The sequence below is a fragment of the Flavobacterium sp. AG291 genome, assembly GCF_003350375.1.
GTDB classification, from domain to species: Bacteria; Bacteroidota; Bacteroidia; order Flavobacteriales; family Flavobacteriaceae; genus Flavobacterium; species Flavobacterium suzhouense.
In genome coordinates, this window is the sequence record NZ_QQAR01000004.1 from 212,831 (window position 1) to 231,121 (window position 18,291).

Annotated in this window: 19 protein-coding genes; 15 read left to right on the forward strand and 4 right to left on the reverse strand. The window is 39.2% G+C overall.

Features of this window, described 5'->3' with window-relative positions:
• The first annotated feature begins 107 nt into the window (after positions 1-107).
• The 4 genes from DEU42_RS06665 to DEU42_RS06685 all read left to right on the forward strand — a co-directional run bounded on the left by DEU42_RS06665 (position 108) and on the right by DEU42_RS06685 (position 4,406).
• Positions 108-1,259, forward strand: a complete 1,152-nt coding sequence (locus DEU42_RS06665; protein WP_114757500.1) for a 5-(carboxyamino)imidazole ribonucleotide synthase — start codon at positions 108-110, stop codon at positions 1,257-1,259.
• 71 nt (positions 1,260-1,330) lie between these two features.
• On the forward strand, positions 1,331-1,819 hold the full coding sequence (purE, locus tag DEU42_RS06670) for a 5-(carboxyamino)imidazole ribonucleotide mutase (RefSeq protein WP_114757501.1): 489 nt from the start codon (positions 1,331-1,333) through the stop codon (positions 1,817-1,819).
• Between the two features lie 30 nt (positions 1,820-1,849).
• Positions 1,850-2,080 carry a hypothetical protein gene (locus DEU42_RS06675; RefSeq protein WP_114757502.1) on the forward strand — a complete coding sequence of 77 codons (231 nt, stop codon included), beginning with the start codon at positions 1,850-1,852 and terminating at the stop codon, positions 2,078-2,080.
• 298 nt (positions 2,081-2,378) lie between these two features.
• Complete coding sequence (locus tag DEU42_RS06685) at positions 2,379-4,406, forward strand: M3 family metallopeptidase (protein WP_114757503.1); 2,028 nt, start codon at positions 2,379-2,381, stop codon at positions 4,404-4,406.
• A 58-nt stretch (positions 4,407-4,464) separates the two neighbouring features.
• Here the strand turns inward: DEU42_RS06685 and DEU42_RS06690 are convergent, their stop codons facing one another.
• Complete coding sequence (locus tag DEU42_RS06690) at positions 4,465-4,989, reverse strand: hypothetical protein (RefSeq protein ID WP_114757504.1); 525 nt, start codon at positions 4,987-4,989, stop codon at positions 4,465-4,467.
• 199 nt (positions 4,990-5,188) lie between these two features.
• Entirely contained in the window at positions 5,189-5,851 is a 663-nt protein-coding gene (locus tag DEU42_RS06695; protein ID WP_114757505.1) for a hypothetical protein, read from the reverse strand.
• A gap of 168 nt (positions 5,852-6,019) precedes the next feature.
• On the opposite strand from DEU42_RS06695, the gene DEU42_RS06700 reads away from it, so the two are divergent.
• From DEU42_RS06700 to DEU42_RS06715, 4 genes are read left to right on the forward strand one after another with little or no spacing between them, the layout of a single operon-like run.
• A complete protein-coding gene (locus DEU42_RS06700) occupies positions 6,020-6,526 on the forward strand; it encodes a GbsR/MarR family transcriptional regulator (RefSeq protein WP_114757506.1) in 507 nt (168 codons plus the stop codon).
• Between the two features lie 56 nt (positions 6,527-6,582).
• Complete coding sequence (locus tag DEU42_RS06705; RefSeq protein ID WP_114757507.1) at positions 6,583-6,921, forward strand: hypothetical protein; 339 nt, start codon at positions 6,583-6,585, stop codon at positions 6,919-6,921.
• Positions 6,902-7,333: a hypothetical protein gene (locus DEU42_RS06710; RefSeq protein WP_114757508.1), complete on the forward strand. Its 432-nt coding sequence runs from the start codon at positions 6,902-6,904 to the stop codon at positions 7,331-7,333. Before DEU42_RS06705 ends, DEU42_RS06710 begins: the two co-directional genes overlap by 20 nt.
• A gap of 11 nt (positions 7,334-7,344) precedes the next feature.
• A complete protein-coding gene (locus DEU42_RS06715; RefSeq protein ID WP_114757509.1) occupies positions 7,345-8,220 on the forward strand; it encodes an SAM-dependent methyltransferase in 876 nt (291 codons plus the stop codon).
• A 5-nt stretch (positions 8,221-8,225) separates the two neighbouring features.
• Here DEU42_RS06715 and DEU42_RS06720 read toward each other — a convergent pair whose 3' ends face one another.
• Positions 8,226-9,047: a hypothetical protein gene (locus DEU42_RS06720; protein WP_114757510.1), complete on the reverse strand. Its 822-nt coding sequence runs from the start codon at positions 9,045-9,047 to the stop codon at positions 8,226-8,228.
• 135 nt (positions 9,048-9,182) lie between these two features.
• Between DEU42_RS06720 and gcvP the strand changes: the two genes are divergently transcribed.
• From gcvP to DEU42_RS06735, 3 genes are all read left to right on the forward strand, one after another.
• Positions 9,183-12,032 (forward strand): aminomethyl-transferring glycine dehydrogenase, encoded by a 2,850-nt coding sequence (gcvP, locus tag DEU42_RS06725; protein WP_114757511.1) that lies wholly within the window; start codon positions 9,183-9,185, stop codon positions 12,030-12,032.
• A gap of 102 nt (positions 12,033-12,134) precedes the next feature.
• Positions 12,135-12,506 (forward strand): group III truncated hemoglobin, encoded by a 372-nt coding sequence (locus DEU42_RS06730; protein ID WP_114757512.1) that lies wholly within the window; start codon positions 12,135-12,137, stop codon positions 12,504-12,506.
• A 127-nt stretch (positions 12,507-12,633) separates the two neighbouring features.
• Entirely contained in the window at positions 12,634-13,692 is a 1,059-nt protein-coding gene (locus DEU42_RS06735; protein WP_114757513.1) for a 3-oxoacyl-ACP synthase III family protein, read from the forward strand.
• Between the two features lie 4 nt (positions 13,693-13,696).
• Here DEU42_RS06735 and DEU42_RS06740 read toward each other — a convergent pair whose 3' ends face one another.
• Positions 13,697-15,166: a lipopolysaccharide biosynthesis protein gene (locus tag DEU42_RS06740; protein ID WP_114757514.1), complete on the reverse strand. Its 1,470-nt coding sequence runs from the start codon at positions 15,164-15,166 to the stop codon at positions 13,697-13,699.
• A gap of 99 nt (positions 15,167-15,265) precedes the next feature.
• Here DEU42_RS06740 and DEU42_RS06745 point away from each other — a divergent pair, with 99 nt between their 5' ends.
• The 4 genes from DEU42_RS06745 (at position 15,266) to DEU42_RS06760 (ending at position 18,287) form a co-directional block, all read left to right on the forward strand.
• A complete protein-coding gene (locus tag DEU42_RS06745; RefSeq protein WP_114757515.1) occupies positions 15,266-15,790 on the forward strand; it encodes a methyltransferase in 525 nt (174 codons plus the stop codon).
• A gap of 6 nt (positions 15,791-15,796) precedes the next feature.
• A complete protein-coding gene (locus DEU42_RS06750; protein WP_114757516.1) occupies positions 15,797-16,645 on the forward strand; it encodes a glycosyltransferase in 849 nt (282 codons plus the stop codon).
• A gap of 83 nt (positions 16,646-16,728) precedes the next feature.
• On the forward strand, positions 16,729-17,472 hold the full coding sequence (locus DEU42_RS06755) for an MlaE family ABC transporter permease (RefSeq protein WP_114757517.1): 744 nt from the start codon (positions 16,729-16,731) through the stop codon (positions 17,470-17,472).
• Positions 17,469-18,287 (forward strand): ABC transporter ATP-binding protein, encoded by an 819-nt coding sequence (locus tag DEU42_RS06760; protein WP_114757518.1) that lies wholly within the window; start codon positions 17,469-17,471, stop codon positions 18,285-18,287. Before DEU42_RS06755 ends, DEU42_RS06760 begins: the two co-directional genes overlap by 4 nt.
• Positions 18,288-18,291 lie beyond the last annotated feature (4 nt).

Genomic DNA, 18,291 nt, shown 5'->3' on the forward strand with positions numbered 1-18,291 from the left:
AAAATACTACACGAAAACTACATAAAGAAGCCAGGAGTAATGATAGCGAAATGTAAAATTCACAATAGTTTTAAGTATCTTTGCGGTTGCAAAATAAAAGCTGATAAATGAATTATTTTTCTTCTGATTTTAAGTTAGGCATTTTAGGGGGCGGACAGCTTGGCAAAATGATGCTAACCGATACCCGTAAATTTGACATTCAAACGTATGTACTGGACCCTAGTGATGAAGCTCCCTGCAAGGTAGGAAGCAACAAATTCTTTAAGGGCGACCTTATGGATTTTGATACCGTATATAACTTTGGAAAACAGGTTGATGTCCTGACTTTTGAAATTGAACTGGTAAACATTCCGGCTCTTGAAAAACTGGAAGCAGAAGGTATTAAAGTTTATCCTTCACCAAAAAACCTTAACCTTATACAGAATAAAGGAACTCAAAAAGATTTTTACGCACAACATAATATACCAACAGCCGAATATAAAAGATTTGACAATCTTGATACACTAAAAGAGGCTGTTGCTAATGGAGAGTTTTCTTTTCCTTTTATATGGAAAAGCACCGAAGGTGGTTATGACGGAAATGGCGTTAAAGTAATACGCTGTGCAGAAAGTTTTAACGGAATGCCGAATGTTCAGTGTATTGCTGAGGTAATGATACCTTTCAAAAACGAGCTTGCTGTTATTGTTGCCAGAAATCCTTCCGGCGATATAAAAACATATCCGGTTGTAGAAATGGAATTCCATCCAGAGGCTAATCAGGTAGAGTATGTTATATGCCCTGCCCGTATTGATGATACAGTTGCTAATAAAGCGAGAGCCATTGCTCTTAAAGTGTCTGAACACTTTAACCATGTAGGTCTTTTAGCTGTAGAAATGTTCCAGACGGAAGATGACCAGATTTTAGTAAATGAGGTAGCTCCAAGACCACACAATAGCGGACACTATTCTATTGAAGCCAGCTATACATCACAATTTGAACAGCACATCCGTGCCATACTTGACCTTCCACTTGGAAACACTGACAGTAAAGTAGCCGGGATCATGGTAAATCTTGTAGGAGCGGAAGGCTTTTCAGGAAATGTTGTTTACGAAAACATCGAAAAGATAATTGGTATGGATGGCGTTACCCCTCACATCTATGGAAAGAAACAAACAAGGCCTTTCCGTAAAATGGGACACGTTACCATAGTAAATGAAGACATTGCCGAAGCACGCAGAATTGCAGCCGAAGTAAAAAACACAATACGAGTAATCGCTTAATTATTCAAGGTTATAAGTTTAGGGTCCAGCGTTAACCCGAAACTCAAAACCCGAAACTCAAAACATTAAAAATGAAAGTAGGAATTATAATGGGCTCTATATCGGATATGCCGGTAATGCAGGATGCCATAGATGTATTAAAAGAATTTGGAATCGAAACAGAAGTAGATATCGTTTCGGCTCACCGTACACCCGAAAAACTTTTTGAATACAGCACCACAGCACATACTCGTGGTGTAAACGTAATTATTGCCGGTGCAGGTGGAGCAGCCCACCTACCGGGAATGGTAGCGAGTATGAGTCCACTTCCTGTAATAGGTGTTCCTGTAAAATCAAGCAACTCTATTGACGGATGGGACAGCGTGCTTTCTATCCTTCAAATGCCGGGTGGCGTACCTGTAGCAACAGTAGCTCTTAACGGAGCTAAAAATGCAGGTATCCTTGCAGCGCAGATATTAGGCAGCCATGACAAACTTGTACAGGCAAAAATGATTGCTTATAAATTAAGCCTTAAAGAAGCTGTAAACAAGGCATCTGAAGAATTGAAGAATAGAAAATAGTTTTGTAACTTTGGTAAAAACAAAGCTGCTATGGATATTCAGGCTTCAAAAATAGAACTTGCAAAATTGATTCTTGATTTAGAAGATTCTAAATTAGTTCAGAAAATCATGGATTTACTAAAATCTGAGACTAATTTAAGTTCTAAACAAAAAGAATACATCGATGCTTCAATTTCTGAATTAGAAAATGGGCAAGGAATACCGCACAGTATGGTAATGGAAGAAACAAAAGCCAGATATTCAAAATATTTTAAAGAATGAAGATAATCTGGTCTCCTCTTGCAAAGATTGATTATTGGAAAAATATCGAATATCTGGAAAATGAATGGTCTCCCAAAGAGGTCATTTCTTTTATTAAAGAAGTTGAATATAACATCGATCTACTTCAAAAAAATAATATTTTTTTGTAAAGACAGGTTATAAAAATGTTTACAAACTAATCATCGTAAAACAAGTTTCATTATTCTATAGAATTGACGACAATAGAATAGAATTACTTAGATTCTGGAATAACTATCAGGATTTAAGCAAATTTAAACTAAAATAATCTTAATGTAAGATGAACGTACTTACTAAAAAATTCACCACCAGACATGATACTGCTCCTTTTAGCAGCATAAAGAATGAAGACTTTTTACCTGCCATAAAACAAGGCATTGATGCAGCACGCCAAGAAATTGACGCGATAGTTGCCAATCCTGATACACCTACTTTTGAAAACACTATCGAAGCCATGACCTTTGGCGGTGAGATTCTGGAACGTGCTTCAAGCATTTTCTTTAATCTGCATTCAGCAGAAACCAATGATGAGATACAGAAGATTGCCATGGAGGTTTCTCCCCTTCTATCAGAATTTGGCAATGATGTAAGACTCAATACTGCACTTTTTGAACGCGTAAAAGCGGTTTATAACCAAAAAGACAGTCTGAACCTTACTGAAGAACAAAAGACACTTCTTGACAAACAGTACAAAAGCTTTGCTCGTAACGGAGCCAATCTACCGGAAGACAAAAAGAATAAACTTCGCGAAATAGACATGGAGCTCTCTAAGCTTAGCCTTCAGTTTGGGGAAAACGTATTGGCTGAAACCAATGCCTACCAATTACACATAACTAACGAAGCTGATCTTTCAGGTTTGCCGGAAGGAACTATAGAAGCAGCGCGTGAACTGGCAGCATCACTTGAAAAAGAAGGCTGGATATTTACACTGGACTATCCTAGCTATGTTCCTTTTATGACGTATGCGGACAATCGCGAATTACGTAAAGAACTGGCTATCGCTTTTGGTGCCAAAGGTTTCCAGAAGAACAAATTTGACAACCAGGAAATTGTCTTAAAAATAGCTAAACTACGCCATCAGCGCGCCGAGCTATTAGGCTATGCCTCTCATGCCAATTTTGTACTGGAAGAACGTATGGCAGAAAGTCCTGAAAAGGTAAAATCTTTCCTGAACGACCTTTTAGCTAAAGCTAAACCGGCTGCCCAAAAAGAATTTGCCGAACTGACAGCTTTCGCTAAGGAAACTGACGGCATTGATCATCTGGAGAAATGGGATGGTGCCTATTATTCCGAAAAGCTGAAACAAAAATTATTCAATCTTGACGACGAGAAACTAAAACCATACTTCAAGCTGGAAAACGTGCTTAACGGTGCCTTTACCATTGCCGGTAAATTATACGGCCTTACATTTGAAGAAGTGCAGGACATCGACAAATACCATAAAGACGTTACTACATACGAAGTAAAAGACGAAAACGATAATCTTGTCGCAATCTTCTATGCCGATTTCTTCCCGCGTAAAGGGAAACGCAATGGCGCCTGGATGACGTCGTTCAAATCGCAATATGTAAAAGAGGGTGTAAACGAAAGACCTCATGTTTCTATAGTTTGCAACTTTACAAAGCCAACTGAAACAAAACCTTCGCTACTTACATTTAACGAAGTTACCACGTTGTTCCATGAATTTGGGCATGCCCTACACGGTATGCTTGCCGACACTATTTATCCAAGCCTGAGTGGAACGAGTGTATACTGGGACTTTGTAGAACTACCAAGCCAGGTAATGGAAAACTGGTGTTATGAGCCGGAAGCTTTAGCCTTGTTTGCTCACCACTACCAAACAGGTGAAGTTATTCCAATGGAGTATATTAATAAGATAAAAGAAAGTGCGAGTTTTCAGGAAGGAATGGCTACAATGCGCCAGTTAAGCTTTGGATTATTGGATATGGGATGGCATAGCTCCGACCCAACAGGCATTACCGACCTTAAAACTTTTGAAACCGAACAGTTTGCCCCTACCCAGCTTTATCCAGATGTAAAGGAAAACGCAATGAGTACTGCTTTCTCTCATATTTTCCAGGGAGGATATTCATCGGGTTACTACAGCTATAAATGGGCTGAGGTTCTTGATGCCGATGCTTTTGAATATTTTCAGGAGAAAGGCATCTTTGACAGGGAAACCGCTAATAAATTCAAAGACAATGTTCTTTCTAAAGGAGGAACGGAACACCCTATGATACTTTACAAACGTTTCCGAGGTCACGAACCAAGACCTGAAGCTTTATTGAAAAGAGCAGGATTATTATAGATTATTTAAAACTCTAATATCAAAAAACCCCGAAGCATTCGACTTTGGGGTTTATTTTTTAGGCCGGATTTGGCGTAAGACCTGATTCGTCATGTGGTTCGTTTACCTGTGCGTCAGTTACAGGCTGTGTGTTTTCCGCTGATGGCGGACTGACTATAGCCGGTGTATCGGGTGCAGTAACAGGCGTGACATCAACAGGACTTGTTGTTGCTACCGCAACACCTCCGCTTCCTGAGTTTGTCATTGGCATTTTAGCAATATAAGTACTGAATAAGCCTTCAATAAAATCGCTACCCGCATAACCGGCCGCAATTACAGTAAAAACAAACTGATTCCCTATATATTCGCCATTCTGCACATCAGGCTGATCGGAAAAACCATTTACCAAAACATACAACGCACCAGCTAAAAATCCAATAAAAAGGCTAACCATAAGTCGGCCCCCATTAAGATCCTCCTTGTTGCTGGTTTGTGCATTGGCATCAGATAATTTCTTTAGTCCAATAGCCATTCTAATACCCTGTCCCAAAAGACCCAGAAGACCTCCCAGTAAAATTTTTTCTATAATCTGTTGTGGTGTCATAAATTTAAATAGGTTAATGTGTAGATACAAATCTCAACATAAATCCAGTTCCTGAAATAGGTGTTTTTACCTGATTTTCAAACCTCTCAGAAACAAAAAAATAGCCCCGGGATGAATCCGCAGGGCTACACATAATTACCGGTGCCAAACCAGCCAATAAACGACAGGCACCTATCATAAAATAACCATGTTTTAATAATTATTTTTTTGCAAGACGTGTTGAGAAATCGGAGATAACATTCTGGTATTTGCGAAGTACCCTATCCCAGTCGTGAAACTGTTCATCAGCCTTAACACTTGTACCACTTGCCCCTGATGATTCGCTCACCAGTTTCACTTTAAATGTTAGCGGTTCTGATTTAGACAATTTTATTATAAGACGTGTTCTTATAGTATTCTGTTGGAACGACTGCACACTCCATGCCGTACGCAGGTATGAAGTCTCTTTGTCGCTAACTTCAATAGCATCGAAATAATCGGTTACGATTTGGGAAGTAAGCTTCCATGCCTCATTAATATTCAGGTCTTTATTTACTTCAATTGAAAAATCAACATTAGCATGGTCAGTTTTAATGGAAGCTTCTTCAGCATCATCTCTTTTCATTTCAAAATAAACGCTTTTAGGCGCTTCCGGACCCGCTTTTTTTCCACATACCGTTGATTCATATTTAAGAAAACCCGGTTTTTCAACTTTCACTTTGTAGCATTCGTCTTTATCGATCTTTAGTTTATAGGTCCCTACAGCAACCTGCTGTCCGTTAACTATAATATTCGCATCAGGTTCAGAAGCACTCACTTTTACAGTCTGAGCCTGTATTGCCGCACATATAAGCAGCATCAGCATTGTAATTTTTGTTTTCATAATAGTATATTTTAAGGTTATTTATGATACCTCAAAATTCACTATTACCTTTTTTGAATTACTTCTGTATTCAACTGAAAAGGAATAGGTTTTTACCTATAGAGAAATCTCCTTAAATAACTTTCAAATATTTTTGAAAGTTTGAAAATAAATTTATACATTTGGGGTATGGAATTCAGAGAAGCAAAAAATAAGTTCGTACAAACCTGGGGGGCATTAGGCTCTCAGTGGGGAATCAATAAGACCATGGCACAAATTCATGCCCTACTCATGATTTCTCACGAACCGCTTTCTATGGAAGACATTATGGAGGAACTGCAAATATCTCGTGGTAATGCCAGCATGAACCTTCGTGCCCTTATGGATTGGGGCATTGTGTATAAAGAATTCAAACAGGGAGAACGCCGTGAGTTCTTTACTGCCGAGAAAGACCTTGACGAACTGGCCGTAAAAATTGCACAGGAACGCAGCAAAAGAGAAATTAAACCTGCCCTTAAAGTACTTAAAGAAGTATCTACAGGAGTAAAAGATGATAAATCTGCCGAGGCAAAACATTTTACGGATCAGACAGAAAAGCTGTATGACTTTGTGCTAAAAGCTGATAACATGCTCGAAAAAGCAACCGAATATAAAGACAACTGGCTTGCCGGACTTGTTATGAAGCTAATGCGTTAGCTTTTTTTATCAAAAAATGTTTCATTTTTTTCTGAAAGTTTAAAATTATCAATATAATGAAAAATATTTTACATCTCAATTATTTCTTTGTAGGAACACCAATCGCTCTGGCGCTACTGGGATTCATTTACAATCCCTTATGGTTTATAGCTGCCATAATTCCAATATTCACAGGCTTTTTCCAGGTAATATGGGCAATATGCCTGTTCATTCAAAAAGATTTCAAGGACGTATTTCTTTCAATTTACTTTATCGTAACCATTCTCTTCTTCCTACTATGGATAAACACATCGTGGCAGTGGATATGGGCTTTGCCTCCACTACTGGCAATATACCTGACTGCTATATTATTTGTTGAAGCTAAAAACGAAAATCATGAACCTAACCATCCCTAACTGGCTAATCATTTTTGGAGGATGCGGCCAGATCTTTACAGCCCTCATTTATCCATATATCAGGCATCAGGTATTTGACTGGTATAATGATGTAAAACAACTCAAACCCCTCAATCAGGAAATTGCAAAAACCTATGGCAGGTACATTCAGGGATTGAACTTCAGCTTTGGATTAATTGCTATTCTCCTTACTAACGACCTGAAGAATCAAACCCATCTGGCTATTGCCATTACCGGATTAATTGCTGCGTATTGGGTTGGCAAGGTGGCTACGCAAATTGCCTATTACCCCATGTACCAGATTCCGCAAAGGCTGCATTTCAAAATTGGCAGCTATTTTATGAACGTCTTGTTTGTATTATTTGCTGTTGTTTATACCCTGCTACTGCTTCACAACCTTAAATTATTATAAACCAATCAACCATGACTACGCTACAACACCAACACACCAGTCTTCTTCATGAAGACAACAACTTTAAAACCGCTGAACTCTATAATGAAGCTACAGAAGACTACGAATTCTGGAGCCGTGATTACAATATGCACTTTGGTTATTACAGTCCAACTCGAAGTAACCTTTTCAGAAGGGACAGCATGCTCAATGAAATGAACCGTCAGATATTTACTCGACTTACTACCAATAACAATCAAACATTTGCAGACCTTGGGTGTGGCATGGGCGGAACAATGCGCTATGGATTAAGGCATTTTCAAAACCTGAGCATTCATGGAGTAACATTATCCGAATTCCAAGCTACGGAAGGCAATAAGATGCTTGCCGGACTTAATGGCAACATAAAGATTGAAGACTACAATAACACTTCTTTTCAAAGCAATTCACTTGATGGTGCCATCGCAATAGAAAGCTTTTGCCATAGCGGACATAGTAATGATTCTTTCGCAGAAGCCTACCGCATATTAAAACCCGGAGCCAAACTGGTTGTATCCGATGCTTTTCTTAAAAAAGAAATCAAAGACCTGTGTCCAGGCGGTAGCTGCTGCTATAAAAATCTTTGCAATGGATGGAGCCTTGAAAAACTGGGTAATATTCCTTCTGTCAAAAAAAGCCTTGAAGAGATCGGTTTCAGCAATATAGTTATTGAAGACATTTCTTTTAGGGTTGCACCATCAGTACTGCATGTGCCTTTTGCAATCAGCGGATTTGTGTTACGTAAAATACTGAACCATGAAAAACTGAAAGCACAAACCATCAATAACCTTAAGGGCTCTCTGTTTGCTTTGTTATCAGGAGTGCAGATGAACAATTTTGGGTATTATATAATAACATGTACTAAATAGCAGAATTAACATAAACTACTTATCAGCAAAACCAGTCCCAACCAAAAGATCGGTATACTCTCCACCCAAAATAACGTATAGTATTTTGGGCGTTGAGGCGTAGCGTAAACCGTAAATAATGCCGTGGTAATAACCATGATGAGGTTCGCCGCTATCTGGCGATAATCAACATGGATCTTTAGAAATTCTAAAAAGAAGAACGGCACTAAAAAAATCAGGTTCAGTATTTTAGTACGCCTCACTCCTATCTGCTGCGGTATGGTTTTAAGGTGTGGATCATCTTCTTTAAGGTCGATGATCTCAAAAATGAGTATCAGCATAATCACCAGCATAAACCTTTGGGTAAATTTCAGAAATATGTCACTATTTATGGGTGCGTGTGCATTTAATATAGGCACAACTGTAGTGATACCAGCCCAGCAAAATGCCACAATATAGATCTTAACCCCACTCCAGTTTCGCAGGTTTTTGGTATTCGGAAAAAACGGAACGGTATAAAGGGCCGTCAGTACCAGAAATACTATTGCTGTAATTTGGGTTATGCGTTCCAGAAACAAGAAGCTTACTCCGGCTGCAATCAGCGCGAGCGTACTAAGAAAAACTACAAATTTTACCCGCCTTCCTGCTGTTTTTTTAACGCGGAAAAGTCCATCGTACTTCATAAAATTATAGCTGAACATGGTTCCGCAGAATCCAAAAACCGCTACTGCCCAGTTAAAGGGAATATGAAACATATGGTTGGTCATCAGTATCAGTGCAAGCACCGATGCGCCAACGTGCATACTACCATAGACATAGAGCCAGAAAAGCTTTTTTATAACACTCATCTTACAAAATTAATCAATATCCTAACAGTAACATATTTACAATGAAAAAATCACAAAATTCGGTCGCAAAAAGGCATTAAAAATTGAATATAAATAACTAATTTTGTGCCTCTAAAAACAACGCATAAGAAAATAATGAAAACAGATGCTTTTGCTTTAAGACACATTGGCCCTAGGGAGAATGATCTGAAACATATGTTTAAGACCATTGGTGTCGAATCTATTGACCAATTAATCTACGAAACACTACCGGATGACATTCGCCTTAAGGCTCCTCTGAACCTTGAGCCGGCAATGACGGAATATGAATACAGCAGCCACATTCAGCAGTTAGGAAACAAAAATAAGATCTTCAGGTCTTATATCGGTTTAGGTTACCACCCTGCTATTGTTCCGGCTCCTATCCAAAGAAACATTTTTGAGAACCCGGGATGGTATACTGCTTATACACCATACCAGGCAGAGATTGCTCAGGGACGTCTTGAAGCTTTGCTTAACTACCAGACTACTGTAATTGAACTTACAGGTATGGAAATCGCAAACGCATCACTTCTTGATGAAGGTACAGCAGCTGCTGAGGCTATGGCACTTTTATTTGACGTGCGTTCTCGCGAAAAGAAAAAAGCTAATGCTAACAAATTCTTCGTTTCTGAAGAAATTCTTCCTCAGACCCTTTCTGTACTTCAAACACGTTCAACTCCAATTGGTGTTGAGCTTGTAATAGGCAACCACGAAACATTTGAATTCAGCGACGATTTCTTCGGAGCTATGCTTCAATACCCTGGCAAACATGGTCAGGTTTACGATTATGCTGCTTTTATTTCAAGAGCAAAATCAAACGACATCAAAACAGCTGTTGCTGCTGATATATTAAGCCTTGTAAAATTGACTTCACCTGGTGAAATGGGAGCTGACGTTGCGGTAGGTACTACTCAGCGTTTTGGTATTCCTCTGGGTTATGGAGGTCCTCACGCTGCTTTCTTCGCTACTAAAGAAGAATACAAGCGTAGCATGCCGGGACGTATCATTGGTGTTACTATCGACACTAACGGTAACCGTGCTTTACGTATGGCACTACAGACTCGTGAGCAACACATCAAACGTGAAAAAGCTACATCTAACATCTGTACAGCTCAGGTACTTCTTGCTGTAATGGCAGGTATGTATGCTGTGTACCACGGACCAAAAGGTCTTCAGTATATTGCTGATAAAGTTCACGCATCTGCTGCTACAACTGTAGAGGCTCTTGCTAAACTTGGTATTGAGCAGGTAAACACTTCTTTCTTTGACACCATTCTTGTAAAAGCGGATGCTGCTAAAGTTAAGGCTGCTGCCGAGAAAAAAGAGATCAACTTCTACTACCCGTCTAACGACACTGTAGCAGTTGCTTTCAACGAGACAACTTCTCTAAACGACATTAACGACATCGTAAGCATATTTGCTGAAGCTGCAGGAAAAACTGCTGATAAGGTAACTGCCCTTACTGAAACTGTTGCTATCCCTGGTTCATTAAACAGGACAAGCGAGTTCCTTACTCACGATGTATTCAACAAATACCACAGTGAAACGGCTATCATGCGCTACATCAAAAAACTGGAGCGTCTTGACCTTGCCCTTAACCACTCTATGATCTCTCTTGGATCTTGTACCATGAAACTTAACGCAGCATCAGAGATGCTTCCTCTAAGTATGCCTAACTGGAACAACATTCACCCGTTTGCTCCTGTTGAACAGGCTCAGGGCTACCAGGAGATGCTTAAAAAACTTGAAGAGCAACTTAACGTAATCACTGGTTTTGCAGGTACTACATTACAGCCAAACTCTGGTGCTCAGGGAGAATATGCAGGACTAATGGTTATCCGTGCTTACCACCAGTCAAGAGGTGAAGGCCACAGAAACATTGCACTTATCCCTGCATCGGCTCACGGAACCAACCCTGCAACTGCTCACATGGCAGGTATGGAAGTTGTAGTTACCAAAACTTCTGAGAACGGAAACATCGACGTAGAAGACCTTAAAGCAAAAGCTATCCTTCACAAGGATAACCTTGCATGTTTGATGGTTACTTACCCATCTACACATGGTGTATACGAGGCTTCTATCATCGAACTTACAAACATAATCCACGAAAATGGTGGTCAGGTATATATGGATGGTGCTAATATGAATGCTCAGGTTGGTCTTACTAACCCTGCAACTATTGGTGCTGACGTATGTCACCTTAACCTACACAAAACGTTTGCTATCCCTCACGGTGGTGGTGGACCGGGTGTTGGACCTATCTGTGTTGCGGAGCACCTTGTGCCATTCCTTCCAACAAACCCTGTAATACCTACAGGAGGAAGCAATGCTATTACTGCTGTATCGGCTGCACCATGGGGTTCTGCCCTTGTATGCCTTATCTCTTATGGCTACATCACTATGCTTGGCGCTGAAGGACTAACAAGCTCTACACACCATGCTATCCTTAATGCTAACTACATTAAAGAGAGATTAGCAGGTCACTATGATACACTTTATACAGGTGAAATGGGTCGTGCTGCTCACGAAATGATCATCGAATGCCGTCCGTTTAAAGCTAACGGTATCGAGGTTACTGATATCGCTAAGCGTTTAATGGACTACGGTTTCCACGCGCCAACAGTATCATTCCCCGTAGCTGGAACATTAATGATCGAGCCTACCGAGAGTGAGAACCTTGAGGAACTTGACCGTTTCTGTGATGCGATGATTGCTATCCGTAAAGAAATCGAAGAGGCTTCAGCAGACGACAAAAACAACGTACTGAAGAACTCTCCACATACCTTAGCAATGCTTACTACAGACAACTGGGATTTCCCTTATACAAGAGAAAAAGCGGCATTCCCGCTTGAGTACCTACACGAGAATAAATTCTGGCCTGGTGTTCGTCGTGTTGATGATGCCTACGGAGACAGGAACCTTGTTTGTTCTTGTGCGCCAATTGAGGCTTACATGGAAAACTAATATAAAGGGCTGCGATTGCAGCCCTTTTCTTTTACCAGTTATTGACTTATATCATAAAAACGAATAAAAGTCATTGACTACATTTGCTGAAAAGAATTTGAAATGAAAGACATAGAATCAAGAACCGATCTTGAAGTGTTTACAAGAGCATTCTACACACGCTTACTAAACGACGAGAGAGTTAATTATATATTTACTGATATAGCTAAAATAGACCTGGAAAGTCATTTGCCTAAAATTACAGACTTTTGGGAACTAAGTATGTTCCATACAGGCCCATATCACAACAACCCAATGCATGTGCACATGGAACTAAACGATAAAGAACAGCTTACAAGCGAACACTTTGACGTTTGGTTGGGTCATTTTAATGATACTGTAGATGAATTGTTTGAAGGTGCAAATGCAGAAAAGATAAAAACACGCGCTCTTTCAATAGCTACAATTATGAAAATAAAGGTTTCGGCACACTAAATTATTGACTGATTAATTTTTATAACAAAAAAATAACTATTCTTTAAAATAGTATGCAAGCATATTACTTTTAACCTTTTTGTATGGTATATTTGGTTAACTTAGCCTTAAACAAACATACTATACTATGAATATCAGAATAACAGGATCCGGGAGTTACATCCCAAACCGCGTTGTAACCAACGCTGACTTTGCAAAACATCTGTTTTTAGACGATGACGGAACGCCACTTTCATATACCAACGAAGTAGTAACCGAAAAATTCAAACAGATTACCGGCATTGAAGAACGCCGCTATGTAGAGGAAAACCTGCTAACTTCTGATATTGCTTATTTTGCAGCTCAAAAAGCTATTGAAGATGCAAAAATAGACCCCGAAACATTAGATTACATCATCTTTGCACACAATTTTGGAAATGTAAAAGACGGTGCTATACAAACTGATATACTACCAAGCCTTGCTTCACGTGTCAAACACAGTCTTAAAATTAAAAACCCTAAATGTGTTGCTTATGACATCCTGTTTGGCTGTCCGGGCTGGGTTGAAGGTGTTATTCAGGCGCAGGCGTATATCAAGGCCGGTATGGCCAAAAGATGCCTTGTAATAGGTGCTGAAACACTTTCGCGAGTAGTTGACCCGCACGACAGGGATAGCATGATCTATTCTGATGGTGCCGGTGCCAGTATCATTGAAGCCACCGAAGACGAAGGTGGAATCCTTGCTCACGAAACAGCTTCCTACACTTTTGAAGAAGCCTATTTTCTTTTCTTCGGAAATTCATTCAACAAAGATCATGATCCTGATGTGCGCTACATCAAAATGTACGGGCGTAAAATATATGAGTTTGCTTTGAGCCGTGTTCCACAAGCTATGAAGGAGTGTCTTGAAAAAAGCGGCGTTAGTATAGATAACGTAAAGAAAATTTTGATTCATCAGGCTAATGAAAAAATGGATGAAGCCATAGTACAGCGTTTTTATAAACTACATGGAAAATCAGTTCCCGAAAAAGTAATGCCTATGAGTATTCATACCCTTGGCAACAGCAGTGTGGCAACAATACCTACTCTATATGATTTACTTATAAAAGGACAGTTAGAAGATCAGGGGCTAAATAAAGGCGATATAGTCATTTTTGCATCAGTAGGTGCCGGAATGAACATCAATGCTTTTGTATATCAGATTTAAGGATTTACTTTCTGAACAATTTATTTAAGGCTTTGTCTATGGTAACATTTACCTGATAGACAAGCCTTAATTTATATACAGCTATTACATTTATAAGCAGGGAAAGTCCTGTTTTATAGACAAGATTTAGCAAATGGTATTCTGAATCAGGCAAAATGTAAACCAAAACTCCGCTCAGAGCAAAAAGCAACATCATCTTTGCGAATTTAACATCAAAAGGCAAAAGCCCAAATTTCTTATAAAGAAACAGCAGCTTAAGAATATTAAATAAAGTGACAGATATAAAAGAAGCATAGGCAACTCCTATTATTCCTAATTCAGTACAACTCAAAAAGAATATGTTAAGCCCAATATTTACAAATATAAGGCAACAGATAGCAATCATGTTGAACCTGTAGTATTTAGAATAGGTAATAATCTCGGTATTAAAACCAGTAGCCATATTTATCAGTACACTAAACCCTAAAATATAAATGATAGGTGTTGTTTGCTTTAGCGCAGGACCCGTAGGAAGCAGACTGAAAAGATCATCTATACCCAAAACGATACAACTGTACAATACTGCTCCTATGAAGAAAAGCAAGCGGGCTACTTCTTTGTATTTCACATTCAGCTCGGTAAGATTACCATCTTTAAGGTAATTAGAGATCAATGGTGCATATAGGGCAAACATTCCCACTGCAGGAATCTGTAATGTAGAGGCCAGTGTAGCTCCGTTACTGAATATACCATTTGCTTCCTCGGATATCCAGTTATAAATAATAATACCGTCTATCCTGAAGGCTAATAACGAGCCTAAACTTGCCGTAAAGGAAAAAAGGCTGTATTTGAAATAATCTTTTCTCGAAATTTCTCCAAATAACGTCTTGAACCTGTAGTTGAAGCCCGGCTTAAAGTGCCTGAAAAGGTATACTCCAATAAACACGCCTATCAGCACAAAAGAAATTGCATAAATAAAGAGGGATTCGTTTACACCTGCAATGTTCTTTATAACTAAAAGAAACAATAACGGAAGCACAACTTTAGGTATGATTTTTTCGAAAAGAGTAGGTACGGCAAGTCTTTGCAGATCCTGTGCCTGTTTCCTAAAAAGATCGATATAAGCAAGGGAAAGACCTACCGGAAACGCAAAATAAATCAGCATGGCATCTTTATAATCTGCAACTGTATTAAAAATGAAAATTCCAAGAAGTACAAGCACACTTACTGTGGCAACCGAAAGCATACTGTAATTGAAAAGTTGTTTTCTTTTCTCATCATTAAGCTCGGGGTAAAACTTTATCAGGGCATGAGAGGCCCCCAGCACCATAATGGGATACAGCATCTGAGCCATATTATCAACAAATTTAATTGTTCCCGAGAAGGCGAAATCCCTTGGATAGATAAATAGTGCCGAAATAATACCTATGGCAGTACCGAGGTAGTTGATAATAGCAAAGTAAACAACCTGCTTATGTAACGTTTTGCTTTTCAATAGTGAAGGGTGTGATATAAGCCAATAACAAATATAGGCTGCAATTATCAAATAAGACTATACTTTTTCATATTTTTGACCTTCAATATAATTGTCGCGATGTACGAAAATACCTTTCCCCATAAACGCTATGCGTTAACGCTTGAATTCCTCAAAAAACATATCCCTGTAAACAATTCCATACTGGATCTTGGTGTACAAAATCCTTTCTCTGAAATTATGAAAAAGGAAGGCTATACTGTTGCCAATACTACAGGCGAAGATGTTGATGTGGACCAAAGCGCGTTGGCAAAAGGTGGTTATGATGTATTTACGGCATTCGAGATTTTTGAACACTTGCTGAATCCTTTTACGGTATTACAGAATGTAAAAAGTGACAAGCTTATTATTTCTGTTCCGTTACGTCTTTGGTTTAGTCCGGCATATCGCAGTAAGACAGACATGTGGGACAGGCACTACCATGAGTTTGAAGACTGGCAGCTGGACTGGCTTCTGGAAAAAACAGGATGGGTGATTAAAGACCGTAAAAAATGGACTAACCCTGCAAAAAAACTGGGTATCCGACCACTGCTACGCTCGATAACCCCAAGATATTATATTGTTTATGCCGAAAGGGCAAAATAATTCATAATGAGATATTACGCAATCATACCTGCCCACAACGAAGAAGCCTTTATGGGACTGACCCTGCAATCGCTTGCAGCGCAAACTGTACTACCGGCCAAAGTTGTTGTGGTAAATGATAATTCAACTGATAAAACAGCTGCGATAGTTACTGATTTTGCCGAAAAGCATCCGTGGATCACTTTGGTAAACAAACAATCAGATGCTGTACACATGCCGGGAAGCAAAGTAATACAGGCTTTTCATGCCGGACAGGCAACAATTGATAACAATTATGATATCATCGTAAAACTGGACGCTGACCTCATCCTTCCTTCTGACTATTTTGAAACGGTTTTAGAAGCCTTTAAAAACGATGAAAAAGTAGGTATGGCAGGAGGATTTGCCTACATAGAAAAAAACGGCGAATGGATACTGGAAAACCTGACCGATAAAGACCACATCCGTGGAGCATTTAAAGCATACCGTAAAGAACTTTTCATCCAAATGGGCGGACTTCGTACTGCAATGGGATGGGACACCGTTGACGAGTTATTGGCAAAATTCTACGGCTGGAAAGTAATAACTATCGAAAGGCTTAAAGTAAAGCACCTTAAACCTACCGGAGCCAACTACAACAAAGCAGCACGTTACAAACAAGGTGAAGCTTTTTACACACTGGGCTACGGATTTACAATAACCGCTATTGCCGGAGCAAAACTGGCCATGCGCAAAAAGAAACCTTTTCTTTTCATCGATTACATAAATGGCTTTCTGAAAGCCAAAAAAGAAGGCAAAGCATTACTGGTTAGCGAAGAGCAGGCAAAATACATCCGCAGTTATAGGTGGAAGAAGATAAAAGAGAAACTATTCTAAACACGGGAGTATTAAAAAACTATTAACTAATACTGATTACTGGCTACAATTCGGTATTTTAGCCATTTATTTCCAGACTCTAAATGATAAAAGCAATACACCAGATAGGGCGCTATTTCCTGATGCTGAAGGAGGTTTTCAACAAACCTACAAAGTGGACGGTAATGAAGCCTTTGATTTTTAAAGAAATAGACGACCTTATTATAGGCTCGATGGGAATTGTATCCTTTATTTCGTTCTTTATTGGTGGGGTTGTTGCAATACAAACTGCACTTAACCTTACCAACCCGCTTATTCCAAAAATGCTTATCGCATTTGCAACAAGACAATCCGTTATCCTGGAGTTTGCACCAACATTCATCTCCATCATTATGGCCGGACGTGCCGGTTCGTACATTACTTCGAGTATAGGTACTATGCGCGTAACTGAACAGATAGACGCCCTTGAAGTAATGGGGGTTAATTCATTAAACTATCTTGTATTCCCTAAAATCATCGCTTTCCTTTTATATCCGTTTGTCATTGCTGTTTCTATGTTCCTTGGTATTCTTGGCGGATGGCTGGCTGGTGTGTATGGCGGATTTGTAGGCAGTGATCAGTTCCTTCAGGGGTTACAACAGGACTTTATTCCTTTCCACATTTTCTATGCATTCTTTAAAACATCCATATTCGGGTTTCTTTTGGCAACCATACCTTCGTTCCACGGATATTACATGAAAGGCGGAGCACTGGAGGTAGGAAAAGCAAGTACAACATCCTTTGTATGGACCAGTGTTGTAATCATTTTGGTTAACTATATAGTAACCCAATTACTTTTAAGCTCATGATTGAAGTTAAAGACATAGAGAAAGCGTTTGGGGAGTCTAAAGTATTAAAAGGCATCTCAACAACATTTGACACAGGAAAAACAAACCTAATCATAGGGCGAAGCGGATCGGGAAAAACCGTTATGCTAAAAACACTTTTAGGCATTCATACACCTGACTCAGGTACCATCTCTTTTGATGGAAGGATATACTCTGAACTTACTCCTGACGAGAAAAGAACACTTCGTACAGAGATAGGAATGGTATTTCAGGGAAGTGCTCTATTTGACTCCATGAATGTGGAGGATAACGTAGCATTTCCGCTTAAGATGTTTACCAATATGAGAAGCCGTGAGATAAAAGAAAGGGTAAATCAGGTACTGGACAGGGTTAACCTTAAGGATGCCAATAAAAAATTCCCTAATGAGATCTCAGGAGGTATGCAAAAAAGGGTTGCCATTGCTAGGGCAATTGTAAACAACCCAAAATACCTGTTTTGTGATGAACCAAATTCAGGTCTTGACCCGGAAACATCTATCGTTATTGATGAGCTGATCCAGGAAATTACCAAAGAGTATAACATCACTACGGTAATTAATACTCACGATATGAACTCGGTATTACAAATTGGAGAAAAGATTGTTTTCCTGAAAAACGGAATCAAGGAATGGGAAGGAAACAACGAACAGATACTTGAAACAAGAAACAAATCTATAGTTGAATTTGTTTATTCATCTGACCTTTTCAAAAAAGTACGCGAAAGCCTGTTAGCTGAAGCCGAAGAAGATGAAGGACACCATCCTCATCTTGGCCAAAACCATGACGATAAAAAATAAAAAA